General features: G+C 40.3%; 6 protein-coding genes and 1 pseudogene. All 7 read left to right on the top strand.

Features of this window, described 5'->3' with window-relative positions:
- The first annotated feature begins 2 nt into the window (after positions 1-2).
- Positions 3-3,311, top strand: coding sequence for a TonB-dependent receptor (locus tag HMPREF9007_RS12525; protein ID WP_008761665.1), 3,309 nt, complete (start codon positions 3-5; stop codon positions 3,309-3,311).
- Between the two features lie 16 nt (positions 3,312-3,327).
- The gene (locus HMPREF9007_RS12530) at positions 3,328-5,595 is read left to right on the top strand and encodes a RagB/SusD family nutrient uptake outer membrane protein (RefSeq protein WP_008761664.1); all 2,268 of its coding nucleotides are present in this window, start codon (positions 3,328-3,330) and stop codon (positions 5,593-5,595) included.
- A 225-nt stretch (positions 5,596-5,820) separates the two neighbouring features.
- On the top strand, positions 5,821-7,560 hold the full coding sequence (locus HMPREF9007_RS12535; RefSeq protein ID WP_008761663.1) for a thrombospondin type 3 repeat-containing protein: 1,740 nt from the start codon (positions 5,821-5,823) through the stop codon (positions 7,558-7,560).
- A gap of 73 nt (positions 7,561-7,633) precedes the next feature.
- Complete coding sequence (locus HMPREF9007_RS12540; protein WP_008761662.1) at positions 7,634-8,302, top strand: DUF3826 domain-containing protein; 669 nt, start codon at positions 7,634-7,636, stop codon at positions 8,300-8,302.
- Positions 8,303-8,547: 245 nt separating this feature from the next.
- Positions 8,548-9,477, top strand: a complete 930-nt coding sequence (locus HMPREF9007_RS12545; protein WP_008761661.1) for a glycoside hydrolase family 43 protein — start codon at positions 8,548-8,550, stop codon at positions 9,475-9,477.
- Positions 9,478-9,528: 51 nt separating this feature from the next.
- The gene (locus HMPREF9007_RS12550; protein ID WP_008761660.1) at positions 9,529-12,858 is read left to right on the top strand and encodes a glycosyl hydrolase family 65 protein; all 3,330 of its coding nucleotides are present in this window, start codon (positions 9,529-9,531) and stop codon (positions 12,856-12,858) included.
- A 32-nt stretch (positions 12,859-12,890) separates the two neighbouring features.
- Positions 12,891-15,753, top strand: a pseudogene (locus HMPREF9007_RS12555) (glycoside hydrolase family 78 protein).
- Positions 15,754-15,768: the final 15 nt, after the last annotated feature.

Raw genomic sequence — 15,768 nt, 5'->3', positions numbered from 1 at the left:
CAATGAATAAGAAAAATATTATTCTCAGTTTATTCATCGGTACACTGTTGACTTTTGTTATGCCATTGTGTGCCCAGAATCAGACAGTAACTGGACTTGTTGTAGATGTAAGTGGTGAACCGATAATAGGTGCTACTGTCATGGTGGTAAATGGGACAGTAGGTACAGTGACAGATATTGATGGGAAATTTAATATTAAGGTTGCTCCAAAAAGCAAATTGAAAGTTTCCTTTGTTGGATATACTTCACAAATTATATCTGATTTAAAAAATCCTAGGATTGTACTTTTAGAAGATCAACTGAAATTAGATGAAGTTGTAGTACTTGGTGATTATGGTTCTCAGAAATTACGTAATGCAACAGGTGCCATTGAAACGATTTCCACAGAAGAATTGAAAGATTTGTCAGTGGGTAGTTTGGGTGACGCGTTAGCTGGTAAAATAAATGGTTTACATGTATCACTTAGTGGTGGGCGTCCAGGTAGTACACCAAGCTTACAGATTCGTCAAAGTTCAGTGAATACTACCATTACTCCAAGTTCTGATTTAGGAGGTAATGCAAGCCCTACTCCACTATATGTTATTGATGGCTTTATTGCAGATGAAGGTGCTTTCAATAATTTAGATATAAATGAAGTAGAAAATGTGACTGTTTTAAAGGATGCTGCAGCGGCTGTATATGGAGCACGTGCTGCGTATGGTGTTGTGCTGGTTAAGACTAAACAAGGAAAAGTAGGTGCTCCCAAAATTTCTTATTCAGGACAGTTTGGTTATACAGATGCATTGATGTTACCGAAGATGCTAAATGCCTATGATTACGGTCGTATATACAATGCTGCTCGTGCTGCTAATACTGCTACTAAGGATCAAGAATCCGATGACTTGAGGGTACAACTTTTTCAATCTGATGAGTTGGAGGCAATGAAGGGTATGAATTATAATTTATTAGATAAAGAATGGAGTGCGGCTTTGACGCAGCGTCATAGTGTCAACATTAGCGGGGGAACAGAAAAAGCAACTTATTTCGGTGGTGTTTCGTATTATCAGCAAGAAGGTAATATAGGGCGCTTGGACTATAATCGTTGGAACTATCGTGCTGGTGTAAATGCTAATATTTCAAAATGGATGAAAGCTTCTTTGCAGGTATCTGGTAATTATGGAGAGACAAATAAACCTAAAAATGTAAAAGGTGGTGGCTCTGATGGTGATTTTGAATCTTTAATGTTACATGTACCTTATGTGCCTGATCAAGTAAATGGATATTATATTTTTCATTCAGGTATGGAAAATATAACTAATCCAAGTGATCAGCAGAAGTATAATTTTGCAGCAGTACAGAATGCGTCAGATAATGTTGAGAATCAGAATCAGAATTTTTCTCTTAACGGTTCATTAGAGTATGATTTTGGTTGGAGTAAATACTTACGTGGTTTAAAGGTAAAAGCTTCTTATTCAAAAAATATAAGTACAGGAAAAACAAATACTATCGGTACAAAAATCGATGTATATCGCCTTATATCCCGTGGTGGCAGCGGTGGTCACCTTTATGTTGGTGACGAGATTGAATACAATGCTAATACATTGGGATTGTATGAGTTGAATAATGGCAACTCTTTGGGGCGTAGTATGAATCGCTCAGATAGTTATCAAATGAACTTAACAGTAAGCTATGCACGTCAGTTTGGTAAGCATTATGTCAGTGGTTTGTTCTCTATTGAAAAAGCAGAATCAGAATGGGAAGATTTGAATGGTAGTCTTACAGATCCATTACCTTTTACAGATGGCCAATCTAGTTCTGTGGATTCCAATGCAGAAGGTTTTGCTCAAACTGTAACGTTTAACCGCAGTGAGTCTGGTATGCTTTCTTATGTTGGTCGTGTGAATTATTCATATGATGATAAATATTTGTTTGAGTTTATGCTCCGTTCTGATGCCTCTGCCAAATTTGCTCCTCAGAATTATTGGGGAATGTTCCCTTCATGGTCTGCCGGCTGGGTTATTTCAGATGAAAAATGGTTTGATAAAGACAAGACAAAAATCGACTTTTTGAAGATACGTGGTTCGTTTGGTATTCTTGGTAAAGATAATGTGAATGCTTGGCTTTGGACTCAGCTTTACACCCGTAATCCAGACAAAGGACCGATCTTTGGAACTAATTCTAGTACAAATACAAGTGCTACGATTCGTATGCCGAAACAAGGAGTAAATCCTGATGTACATTGGGATAAGACTTATAAAACTAATTTTGGTATTGATATGGCCTTTTTGAAGAATCGAATGAGCGCTAATTTGGACTTCTATTATGATATGGGCCGTGAAATGTTTGCTTCACATCAAGGAACTTCTTATTATCCGAATACGGTAGGAATACAGCCTGCTCCAGAAAACTTTGGTGAGGTAGATACATATGGTGTTGAATTGTCATTAGGATGGAAGGATAAAATTGGAAAAGACATGTCATATTGGGTAAAGCTTACAACAGGATACAATGATAATAAAATCAGAGAGACAGGTTGGAAGGCTGCATATGATTTTGATAAATTAGTGAGAAATGAACGTTCTGATAGAGGACTATGGGGTTATGAATGTATAGGTATGTTCCGTAGTTATCAGGAAATTAATGAGTACTTTGATAAATATAGTATTACTAAATATTTAGGAAATACAAAAGAAAATGTACATCCTGGTATGCTGATTTATAAGGATGTACGTGGACAATATGATGAATCAACTGGAACTTTTGGTCCGGCAGATGGTATTGTTGATGAACAAGATTATATAAAAATTTCTCACCGTGCTAGTAATCCTTACGGTGGAACTTTAAATTTCGGTTTCTCTTATAAAGATTTTTCTATTAGTGCGCAGTTTGGTGCAAGTTGGGGAGCATATTCCTTAGTTCCTACAACTATGCGTAAAGAAAGTTACTCTGAATATAGTAATGTGTCGGCAATGTGGAAAGATATGTTTGTATATGAGGATATTTATGACGCTAATAATATAGTAACTGTAGCACAAAACAGAAATGCAAAATACCCGAATATTCGCTATAGTAGCGTAAATGGTGCACCCTCTACTTTTTGGAAAGTAAGTGCAGCAACAGTGCAACTTCGTAATATGACAGTAGCTTATGCATTGCCTAAAGAATGGCTAAAAATAATTGGCATTAGTAGTTGCCGTTTCAATCTTACTTGCCAAAATGTATTTAACTTCCTAAACCCTTATCCAGAAGGAGCATGGGCTTCTTGGGCGGGAAGCTATGGATATTATCCGAACTTACGTAAATTCACGTTAGGTGTTAATGTTTCATTTTAATAATTTGAATACAATGATGAAGAAAATAAATAAGTATGGTTCAATTGCATTACTGACCATAACAGTTGCCGTCTTTACAGGTTGTAGTGATCAATTTTTGGAAGACAAAAAATTATATGGAAGTTTTAACGGTACGACTATTTATGAAAATTATGAGTCAGCTGATAACCGTATAGCTTACTTGTATTATATCATGCTGCCGAGTGCGACGGGTGGATCTGATCTGACTGGTTCTATGGGTGATATGCCAAGCACGGGAACAAGTGATCAATATTCGAAATGTACAGAAGAATATGGAGGGATATCAGGTTTGATGAATCCTAATTCTCCTCTAGATTATGAAACTGTTACTGATTATTTTAATCTAGATAACAATTATTCTCCTTGGGTGCGTATTCGTGAGTGTAATGATATGATCGAAGGAGTGATTGGCAGTGAAAGTTTAACTGAACACCAAAAGCAGTTATTGTTGGGACAAGCATTTTTCTTCCGTGCATGGCGTTATTATTTAATGGTAATGATGTATGGTGGTGTACCTATTATTGATAATGTACAAAATCCTATAATTGGAGATAGTGAAGGTATTCATTTGGTAGTTCCACGCTCGTCTACAAAAGAATGTATTGATTTTATTTGCAAAGATTTGCAAACTGCTGCTGATTATCTGCCAGCACGTTGGGAGTCTGAAAATAAGAATTTTGGACGCATAACATCGGGGGCAGCATTGGCTTTAAAAGGTCGTGTGGAATTGTTATATGCCAGTCCGCTTTTTAATAGGGCGGATGATGTTACACGATGGGAAACTGCATATCAAACAAACTTAGCTGCTGTAAAAAAACTGGAAGAAGGTAATTTTGGATTGGCTTATGAAAACAATTCAGGAAAGAATGCAGCAGGTTGGGGAAAGATATTCTCCGATTATATTGGCTCAGAAGGTGGTGGAGGAACTGTTTCTGAGGCAGTATTAGTAACTTTATATAATAATGTATCACCAGCCGAGCACTTACAGCTTGAAAAATGGAATGGATGGGAACATTCTCTTCGCCCAGCTAATGCTGGAGGTGGGGGTGGTATGACTCCCACTGCAGAAATGGTTGATCTTTTTCCAATGGCGGATGGGAAGAAACCAAATGACATGAATGGATCTTATGATTATAATCAAGAACTTTTCTTTTTAAACCGCGATCCAAGATTTTATCGCACTTTTGCGTTCCCTGGTGTAGAATGGAAGTTTGATAGTGATGACTTGAAATCTTTTGGTGAAAAAGGTCAATTACCTTATGGCATTAATGGGTATACTACAGGGAATAATTACAAGTTGTGGAATTATTGTTGGTATGATAATGTAGATGATCGTAATAGTAACTCTAAGTCAGGCTATGCAGCTGATTGTCTAGGTACCAAAAATACGGGGATTTATTTGCGTAAGCGTACAGATGATTTAGCACTCAATTCTAATCCTTTATATATCTTTGAAAAGACTTCAGGTAATGGATTCAGACAGTCTGCTGCTCCATATATGGAAATACGTTTTGCCGAAGTATTATTGAATTATGCGGAGGCTGCTTGTGGGGCAAATCATTTTGACGAGGCAGTGAATGCTCTTAAACGAATTCGTAAGCGTGTAGGATATACAGATAATTGTGGATTAGATCCAGCTATTTTTAATGATCGTGCTAAACTATTTGAGGCTATACTTTATGAACGTCAAATAGAACTTGCTTATGAAGGTAAACGTTTCCACGATGTGCGACGTTGGATGTTATTTGATGGTGGAGTGGGCCAAGAAGCACTGAAATCGACTTGGAAACTTACAGGTTTTAATGGCAATACATGTAACTATTTAGGAGTTGAACCATTGAATGGTCAGAGAAGACATCGGATTGAGGTTTATGCAAAAAATTTTATTGCTGCTAAAAGTAATAATGTCTACAATGAAGATAAAACAATAAAAGAAACCTATGATGAATTATGGAATAAACGTCCGACAGCATTAAGTTTGACTGAAGATATAACTTGTACAGAATCAGCCGATGATGAAATAACATATGCAGATGCAAAGGTAAAGGCATTGGCTCAGTTTTATCAAGAACATTTTAAACGTAAAAATCTTAGTACTGACGGTAATGATGAAACTATTCTTCCAACATTTAAACCTTATTATTATATCTTAGGTTTTAAGAAGAATGCGATGCAAAACAATGTGTCATTAGAACAAAATATAGGATGGGGCGACTATTGGAGAGGTGGAGCTGATGGTACCTTTGATCCTTTGGCAGAGTAAATTCGTTTATCAAAATAATTACTTGATCTGAAGAATGTTCATTCTGAAATAAACCTAAGGACCATTTATCACTTTGATCTTTTGAAAAGAATATTAAGGAATAAGTGGTCCTTTTGTATTTAAAGTTAGAATAGAAAATATATTATATTTTCTGATTACATATTTCCTTGTTTTACGTCTTATTATTGTATTTTAGAATGATCAATCTCACAAAACCCAATAAAAATGAAGAAGAAACATGTACTTTTAGTAGCTTTTGCAGCTGCAATGTTGACTCCGACCGTTGTATGGGCACAATACCCGCAGATAACTGACGAAGCCAAAGCGAATTATACAAAGATGATGACCGAGGAACGGAAACGTTCTGATGAAGCATGGGAGAAAGCGTTACCTATAGTACTGAAAGAAGCAAAAGAAGGACGTCCTTATATCTCATGGGCTGGTCGTCCCTATGATTTGCCACAAGCTAGAATTCCCTCGTTTCCGGGTGCTGAAGGAGGTGGAATGTATAGTTTTGGTGGTCGTGGAGGTAAAGTAATTACGGTTACTAATCTGAATGATCGTGGTCCGGGTTCATTCCGCGAAGCTTGTGAGACAGGTGGTGCACGTATTATTGTATTCAATGTGGCTGGTATCATTCGTCTGGAATCTCCGATTATTGTTCGAGCACCTTACGTTACTATTGCCGGACAGACAGCACCGGGTGATGGTGTCTGCATTGCCGGAGAATCATTTTGGGTGGATACACACGACGTAGTTGTACGTCATATGAGATTCCGTCGTGGAGAAACAAAAGTATGGCATCGTGACGACTCTTTCGGTGGTAATCCGATTGGTAATATCATGATAGACCACTGTTCATGTACATGGGGACTGGACGAAAATATTTCTTTCTATCGTCATATGTACGATCCGAGTGAAGGCCAATATGAAAGCAAGGACTTGAAACTTCCGACAGTCAATGTGACTATTCAGAATACAATTTCTGCAAAAGCTCTGGATACCTATAATCATGCATTCGGTAGCACACTGGGAGGTGAGAACTGTGCATTTATGCGTAACCTTTGGGCCAGCAACTCTGGTCGCAATCCGTCTGTAGGCTGGAATGGAGTATTCAACTTCGTTAATAATGTAGTATTTAATTGGGTGCATCGTTCTTCTGATGGTGGCGATTATACTGCCATGTTCAATATGATCAATAACTATTATAAACCCGGTCCTGCTACTCCAAAGAATAATACGGTAGGCTGCCGTATTCTGAAACCGGAAGCCGGACGCAGTAAACTGAATTATAAGGTATACGGTCGCGTGTATGCTGATGGTAACGTTATGGAAGGCTATCCGGAAATCACGAAAGATAACTGGAATGGTGGTATCCAAATCGAGAGTCAGCCAAATACAGAGGGATATACTGAGAATATGCGGAGCTATGAGCCGTTTGCAATGCCTTATATCAAAATTACATCAGCTAATGATGCTTATGATTATGTGACAAAACATGTCGGTGCCAATATACCCTGCCGTGATATCGTGGACGAACGCATCATAGAAGAAGTAAAAACAGGTATTCCTTATTATGACAAGAAACTTGCGAAGGATGCTAATGGTGATCTTACAGGCTTGTCTCCTAAGTCAATGGGAGAAGACGGTCAGTTTAAATATCGTCGTTTACCTAAAGATTCTTATAAGATAGGTATCATTACTGATATTCGTCAGATGGGTGGTTTCCCCGAATACAAAGGAACTCCGTATGTGGATACGGATGGTGACGGTATGCCGGATGAATGGGAAATTGCTAATGGATTGAATCCGAATGATCCAAGTGATGCTAATAAAGATTGTACAGGTGATGGATATACGAATATTGAAAAGTATATCAATGGAATCAGTACAAAACACAAAGTAGACTGGAGAGATTTAAAAAATAACTACGATACATTGGCTGAGAAAGGAAAATTAATGTAATCTGCAACCGGTATCGGTATAAGATGCCGGGACTGGGTTTCCTTTTGGCATATGGTATAAAAAATAAGATGAAATGAAAAAGATAGTTTTAATGTCTCTGTTGTTTCTTTGCGGTTGGATATCTGCTGGAGCAGTCGATTTGAACAAAGAGAATCGTGATCCGAAATATGTAGAGTCTATAGTCAATCGTTCGCAGAAAATTGTAGATAAACTAGGACTTACGGATGTGAAAGTAGCCGAAGACGTTTGTAATATTATTGCTAATCGCTATTTCGAACTGAATGATATTTATGAAATACGTGATGCAAAAGTAAAAAACGTTAAGGAATCAGGTTTGACCGGTGATGCGAAAAATGCAGCATTAAAGGCTGCTGAAAACGAAAAAGATGCGGCTTTGTACCGTTCTCATTTTGCCTTTCCTGCCAGCTTGTCTCTCTTCTTGAATGAAGAACAGATAGAAGCGGTGAAAGATGGAATGACTTATGGTGTGGTGAAAGTGACTTATGAAGCTACGCTTGATATGATTCCTTCTTTGAAAGAAGAAGAAAAGGTACAAATCTATGCCTGGTTGGTGGAAGCGCGTGAGTTTGCCATGGATGCGGAAAATTCAAATAAGAAACATGCGGCTTTCGGCAAGTACAAAGGACGTATCAACAATTATCTGGCCAAGAGGGGATATAATTTGACGAAAGAGCGTGAAGAGTGGGCCAAACGTGTAAAAGCACGGGGAGGAACGCTGTAAAAGTATAGAATCCGGTAAAAAAGGATTGGTAACCAATGAGATACTATAAAAAGAAGTGGAATTCTTTCCCATTATTAAATGGTTAGTTTGTTTGATGGAGGAAAGGGTGGCTCGGAGAGTCGCCCTTTTTATCGTCTCTAAATTTTGATTCTGACGAATCTTCCAATCTATTTGAGTACAAATCCGGCTTTTCATCGTCTCTGTATAAAGGATATTAGTATAGTGTAAAAGAATCAATCATAGAAATGGGAAAGTTAAGAAATACATTAGCTGCAATAAGCATCCTGCTTTTAGCTTCTTGTGGAGGGAATAAAGATTATTATATGTTCACTTCATTTCATGAACCGGCTGATGAAGGTTTGAGATATCTGTATAGTGAAGACGGAATGCACTGGGACAGTATTCCCGGTGTCTGGCTGAAGCCGGAATTGGGACAACATCGCCTGATGCGTGACCCTTCCATGGTGCGTACACCGGATGGTACTTATCATTTGGTATGGACCACCAGCTGGAAAGGGGATTTAGGCTTTGGTTATGCAAATTCCAAAGACTTGATTCACTGGTCGGAGCAACAAATGATTCCTGTAATGGCAGACGAACCGACCACTGTCAATGTATGGGCTCCGGAGATTTTTTATGATGACGAGAGCGAACAGTTTATGGTAGTATGGGCTTCATGTGTACCAGGTCGTTTTGAAAAGGGAATCGAAGAAGAAGAGAATAATCATCGTTTATACTACATCACTACAAAGGATTTTAAGACAATATCCAAGACGAAAGTATTATATGATCCTGGTTTCAGCTCAATCGACGCTGTCATTGTGAAGCGTGCAAAAAATGATTATGTAATGGTACTCAAAGATAATACACGTCCCGAACGTAATCTGAAAATTGCTTTTTCAGACTCTCTGACAGGACCTTATTCGCCGTCATCACAACCATTTACCGAATCGTTTGTAGAGGGACCGTCTGTCGAGAAATTAGGTGATGATTATCTGATCTATTTTGATGTTTATAAAAAGAAAATATACGGTGCCATGTGTACCCGTGATTTTAAGAACTTCACGGATATCACAGAAAGTGTGAGTGTGCCTGTCGGGCATAAACACGGAACCATCTTTAAAGCTTCAGAATCAGATGTTAAAACATTGCTGGAAGAAAGCAAGAAGAAATAAACTTAAACCGGATAAGTTGAATCCGGAATAAACTAAAACCTGAAATAAATCATGAACAACTCAACGAAGATTCTTCTTGTATTGGCTGTCGGATGGATGGCGACTACCATTCAGGCGCAGACTCCGCAGGACAGAATCCATTACACAGGAAAAGAATTATCGAATCCCACTTATCACGACGGACAATTATCTCCGGTAGTGGGAGTGCATAATATTCAACTGGTGCGTGCCAATCGCGAGCATCCGGAAGCGTCGAACGGCAATGGATGGACTTACAATCATCAGCCTATGCTGGCTTACTGGAACGGTCAGTTTTATTATCAGTATCTGGCAGATCCGTCAGATGAACATGTACCACCTTCCCAAACGTTCCTTATGACCTCGAAAGACGGTTATCAATGGACAAATCCGGAAATAGTGTTTCCTCCTTACAAAGTGCCGGACGGATATACCAAAGAATCCCGTCCGGGTATGCAGGCAAAAGACTTGATTGCTATCATGCACCAGCGTGTAGGCTTTTATGTATCTAAGTCGGGCAGATTGATTACGATGGGAAATTATGGAGTAGCTTTGGATAAGAAAGATGATCCGAACGACGGAAACGGTATCGGTCGGGTAGTACGTGAGATAAAGAAGGACGGTTCGTTCGGACCGATTTATTTCATTTATTACAATCATGGATTCAACGAAAAGAATACCGATTATCCCTATTTTAAAAAGAGCAAAGACTGGGAATTCGTAAAGGCTTGCCAGGAAATACTGGATAATCCGCTTTATATGATGCAATGGGTAGAAGAAGCTGACCGTGAAGATCCGATCATTCCACTGAAAAAAGGATATAAAGCATTCAATTGCTATACATTGCCCGATGGACGCATTGCGAGTCTTTGGAAACACGCTTTGACTTCGATCAGTGAAGATGGGGGACATACCTGGGCAGAACCTGTGCTTCGTGCAAAAGGATTTGTCAACAGTAATGCGAAAATCTGGGGACAACGTCTGAGCGATGGAACCTATGCTACGGTTTATAATCCGTCGGAATTCCGCTGGCCGTTGGCTATCTCATTGAGTAAGGACGGATTGGAGTATACTACATTAAACTTGGTACATGGTGAAATTACTCCGATGCGCTATGGAGGAAATTACAAATCATATGGTCCTCAATATCCCCGTGGCATTCAGGAAGGAAACGGAGTGCCTGCAGATGGTGATTTATGGGTTTCATATAGCGTAAATAAAGAAGATATGTGGATTTCCCGCATTCCTGTTCCGGTAGAGATTAATGCTTCTGCACACGCAGATGATGATTTTACGAAGTTTGGATCGATAGCTGAGTTGACCAACTGGAATATTTATTCTCCGGTTTGGGCACCGGTTTCTTTAGAAGGAGCTTGGTTGAAGCTACAGGATAAAGATCCCTTCGACTATGCGAAGGTAGAACGTAAGATTCCGGCTTCGAAAGAATTGAAAGTCTCATTTGATTTGTTGGCAGGACAGAATGATAAAGGTATACTTCAGATTGATTTCCTGGATGAGAACAGCATTGCCTGTTCGCGATTGGAACTCACTCCGGACGGCATTTTCCGTATGAAAGGTGGTTCACGTTTTGCGAATATGATGAAATATGAAGCGGGAAAGACTTATCATGTAAAAGCAGTTCTTTCGACTACCGATCGTAATATTCAAGTGTATGTGGATGGTAAGAGGGTAGGGCTGCGTATGTTTTATGCTCCGGTAGCAACGATTGAACGGATTGCTTTCCGTACCGGAGAAATGCGTACATTCCCGACTGTGGATACTCCTGCCGACCAAACGTATGATTTGCCCGATGCAGGCGGACAGGAACCATTGGCAGAATATCGTATAGCCAATGTAAAGACTTCGTCCACTGATAAGGACGCTTCTTCCGCTTTTTTGAAATATGCAGACTTTAGTCATTATGCCGAATCTTTCAATGGCATGGAAGATGAAAATATTGTTCAGGCAATTCCCAATGCCAAAGCTTCGGAATGGATGGAAGAAAATATCCCTTTGTTTGAATGCCCGCAGCGTAATTTTGAAGAAATGTATTATTATCGTTGGTGGTCATTGCGCAAGCATATCAAGGAGACTCCCGTCGGATATGGTATGACCGAGTTTTTGGTTCAGCGTTCTTATTCGGATAAGTATAACCTGATTGCCTGTGCTATCGGACATCATATTTATGAAAGTCGTTGGCTGCGTGATCCGAAATATCTGGATCAGATTATCCATACATGGTATCGTGGCAATGATGGAGGACCGATGAAGAAGATGGATAAGTTTAGTTCATGGAATGCAGATGCTGTACTGGCACGCTATATGGTGGATGGCGATAAGGATTTCATGCTGGATATGACGAAGGATCTGGAAACGGAATATCAGCGTTGGGAACGTACCAACCGTTTGAAGAACGGACTGTATTGGCAGGGTGATGTACAGGATGGCATGGAGGAATCCATCAGTGGCGGTCGAAAAAAAGAATATGCCCGTCCGACGATTAACAGCTATATGTATGGTAATGCAAAAGCCCTTTCGATAATGGGAATCCTTTCCGGTGATGAAGGAATGGCTATGAGGTATGGTATGAGAGCGGATACATTAAAGAGTCTCGTAGAAAACGATTTATGGAGTACACGCCATCAGTTCTTTGAAACGATGCGTACTGACTCTTCCGCCAATGTGCGCGAGGCAATCGGGTATATCCCGTGGTATTTCAATTTACCGGACACAACAAAGAAATATGAAGTTGCCTGGAAAGAAATTATGGATGAGAAAGGATTTTCTGCTCCTTATGGATTGACTACGGCAGAACGCCGTCATCCTGAGTTCCGCACGCGCGGAGTCGGTAAATGTGAATGGGACGGGGCTATCTGGCCGTTTGCTTCTGCACAGACGTTAACTGCCATGGCTAATTTCATGAATAATTATCCTCAGACAGTTTTGTCTGACAGCGTATATTTCCGTCAGATGGAATTGTATGTAGAGTCGCAGTATCATCGTGGACGTCCATATATTGGCGAGTATCTGGACGAAGTAACCGGATATTGGCTGAAAGGCGATCAGGAACGGAGCCGTTACTATAACCATTCTACTTTCAATGATTTGATGATTACCGGACTGGTCGGACTTCGTCCGCGTCTGGATGATACGATAGAGGTGAATCCGCTGATTCCGACAGATAAATGGGATTGGTTCTGTCTGGATAATGTTTTATATCATGGTTATAATCTAACGATTCTTTGGGATAAAAATGGTGATCGCTATCATTGTGGAAAAGGATTGCGTATTTTTGTGAATGGAAAAGAAGCAGGACATGCAGATACGTTGACAAGACTTGTTTGCGAGAATGCATTAAAGTGATATATTTATAACAGATAAGAGACAGAGCAATAATGACTTTTAAGAAATATCTTCTTCTTTTACTTTGTCTGCCATGCTTCGTACAGGCAAAGAATATAACGATTAGCCGCCTTACCTGCGAAATGCAGGAAGGGCTGGTGGTCGTTGAAAGTTGTCCCCGTTTGGGATGGACAATGGAATCACCGGAGAATGGCACGAGACAGACTGCTTATGAAATAGAGATTAGAGAGGCTTTTACCGGACGTTCCGTCTGGAATAGTGGAAAGGTAACTTCTTCACAGAGTCAGCTGGTTCCGACTGAAGGAGCGGATATATGTTTGAATAATCCATTTAATTATAGTTGGCGTGTGCGTGTCTGGGATGAGACGGATACTCCTTCCGAATGGAGTCAGGAAGCAAAATTCCGTTTGGCATCCGATGGCTTTTCTTCAGGGAAATGGATCGGAGCCATCACTCGTAAGGATTCGCACCTTCCCGAAGGGCGAAAGTTTCATGGCGGTGAATTGAAGAAACCGGAGGTGAAAGCTGCTTGGGAAGCGGTAGATACTTTGGCAAAGAAAAGTATTTGCTTGCGAAGAACGTTTCAGACAGGAGAGTTAAAAGGGAAGAATGCGAATCAGAAATCCGGAAAGAAAATCGTGGAAGCTACTGCGTACGTTTGTGGCCTGGGATTTTATGAGTTTTCTCTGAATGGCAAAAAAAATAGGAGATAGTGAATTTGCTCCGCTTTGGAGCGATTATGATAAGAGTGTTTATTATAATACATACGATGTAACGGAGCAGTTACGGGATGGTGAGAATGTTGTAGGAATCTTATTGGGGAATGGATTCTATAATGTACAGGGAGGGCGCTATCGTAAATTGCAGATTAGTTTTGGTCCTCCCACACTTTTATTTGAATTAGTAATCAATTATGAGGATGGGACACGCGAGACGATCCGTTCGGATCAGGAGTGGAAATATGATCTGACTCCGATAACCTTTAATTGTATTTATGGAGGGGAAGATTATGACGCCCGTCGCGAACAGAAAGGATGGAATCAAGTTGGTTTCAATGATAGCCATTGGCGTCCGGTAGTGGTTCAGGAAGCGCCGAAAGGAGTGCTCCGTCCGCAGATGGCACCTCCGGTGAAGATTATGGAACGGTATGATATTCAGAAAGTAACCAAGTTGAATTCAGAACAGGTGATGGCTGCTTCCAAATCTACCAAACGAACAGTGGACCCTTCTGCTGTTGTGTTGGATATGGGACAGAATCTGGCCGGTTTTCCGGAGATAACCGTACGTGGTAAACGAGGACAGAAAGTCACCTTGATAGTAGCGGAAGCATTGACGGATGAAGGAGCTTGTAATCAGCGTCAGACAGGGCGTCAGCATTATTATGAATATACACTGAAAGGTGAAGGTGATGAAATCTGGCATCCTCGTTTTTCATATTATGGTTTTCGGTACATTCAGGTAGAAGGTGCTGTCTTGAAAGGACAGAAAAATCCTCAGAAACTGCCTGTCCTTAAAAACATTCAATCCTGTTTTGTCTATAATTCGGCAAAGAAAGTCTCTACATTCGAATCTTCCAACCGAATATTCAATGCAGCTCATCGATTGATTGAGAAGGCGGTTCGCAGTAATATGCAATCCGTATTTACCGATTGTCCGCATCGGGAGAAACTCGGATGGCTGGAACAGGTGCACCTCAATGGACCAGGACTACTCTATAATTATGATCTGACGGCCTATGCTCCACAGATTATGCAGAATATGGCAGACGCCCAGCATCCGAATGGAGCAATGCCCACAACGGCTCCGGAGTATGTAGTCTTTGAAGGCCCCGGAATGGATGCTTTTGCCGAATCCCCGGAGTGGGGAGGTTCACTGGTTATTTTCCCGTTTATGTACTATGAAACTTACGGAGATGATTCTTTGATAAAGAAATATTATCAGCATATGCGTCGTTACACTGACTATCTTAAGACTCGGGCAGATAACGGTATTCTTTCTTTCGGATTGGGTGACTGGTATGATTATGGAGATTTCCGCGCCGGATTCTCCCGTAATACACCTGTTCCGTTGGTGGCTACGGCACATTATTATATGACTGTCATGTATCTGATAAAGGCTGCCCGAATGGTAGGCAATGAATTTGACGTTCGTTATTACAGTTCATTAGCACATGATATAATGCTAGCGTTTAACAAACGGTTTCTGGATAGTAATACAGCACAATATGGTACAGGGAGTCAAGCTAGTAATGCGCTTCCCATCTTCCTTCAGATGACTCAAAGTACAGGAGATAAAGGAGATTACACACCGGATGCAAGTCTGACTGCCAAAGTGTTGACGAATCTGATTAAAGATGTGGAATCACACGGCAATCGTTTGACTACCGGAGATGTGGGAAACCGCTATCTGATTCAGACATTGGCACGTAATGGACAGCATGAGCTTATTTATAAGATGTTCAATCATGAAGAAGCTCCCGGATACGGCTTCCAGCTGAAGTTTGGTGCAACTACATTGACGGAGCAGTGGGACCCGCGTCAGGGTTCTTCATGGAATCATTTTATGATGGGACAGATTGATGAATGGTTCTTTAATTCATTGATTGGTATTCGTCCGTCTACAACATTATCAGCTTCTGTAAATGAAAAGGATGAGCCAATGCAAGGTTATCAGAAATTTGTCATTGCTCCGAAGCCGGTAGGAGACTTGAAATACGTTAAATCAACTTATGAGACTCTTTACGGTACGATTCTGGTAGACTGGACTCGTCAGAGCGGTACTTTTACTCTGAATGTATCTGTACCGGTGAATACCACTGCTATCGTATATCTTCCGGGTGAAAAAGAACCGAAAGAAGTACAAAGCGGGACATATAAGTTTGTTGCTGCCGAATAAGATATAAAAAAGAAG

Origin of the sequence: Bacteroides sp. 1_1_14 (assembly GCF_000162515.1) — a bacterium.
GTDB classification, from domain to species: Bacteria; Bacteroidota; Bacteroidia; order Bacteroidales; family Bacteroidaceae; genus Bacteroides; species Bacteroides thetaiotaomicron.
The sequence above is the reverse complement of the archived record's forward strand: the minus strand, read 5'-3'. Positions and strand labels throughout refer to the sequence as shown.

Excerpts from the sequence above, each read along its gene's own strand:
- HMPREF9007_RS12525 (WP_008761665.1), top strand. The coding sequence starts at position 3 with ATGAATAAGAAAAATATTATTCTCAGTTTATTCATCGGTACACTGTTG.
- HMPREF9007_RS12540 (WP_008761662.1), top strand. The coding sequence starts at position 7,634 with ATGAAAAAGATAGTTTTAATGTCTCTGTTGTTTCTTTGCGGTTGGATA.
- HMPREF9007_RS12545 (WP_008761661.1), top strand. The coding sequence starts at position 8,548 with ATGGGAAAGTTAAGAAATACATTAGCTGCAATAAGCATCCTGCTTTTA.
- HMPREF9007_RS12550 (WP_008761660.1), top strand. The coding sequence starts at position 9,529 with ATGAACAACTCAACGAAGATTCTTCTTGTATTGGCTGTCGGATGGATG.
- HMPREF9007_RS12530 (WP_008761664.1), top strand. The coding sequence starts at position 3,328 with ATGAAGAAAATAAATAAGTATGGTTCAATTGCATTACTGACCATAACA.
- HMPREF9007_RS12535 (WP_008761663.1), top strand. The coding sequence starts at position 5,821 with ATGAAGAAGAAACATGTACTTTTAGTAGCTTTTGCAGCTGCAATGTTG.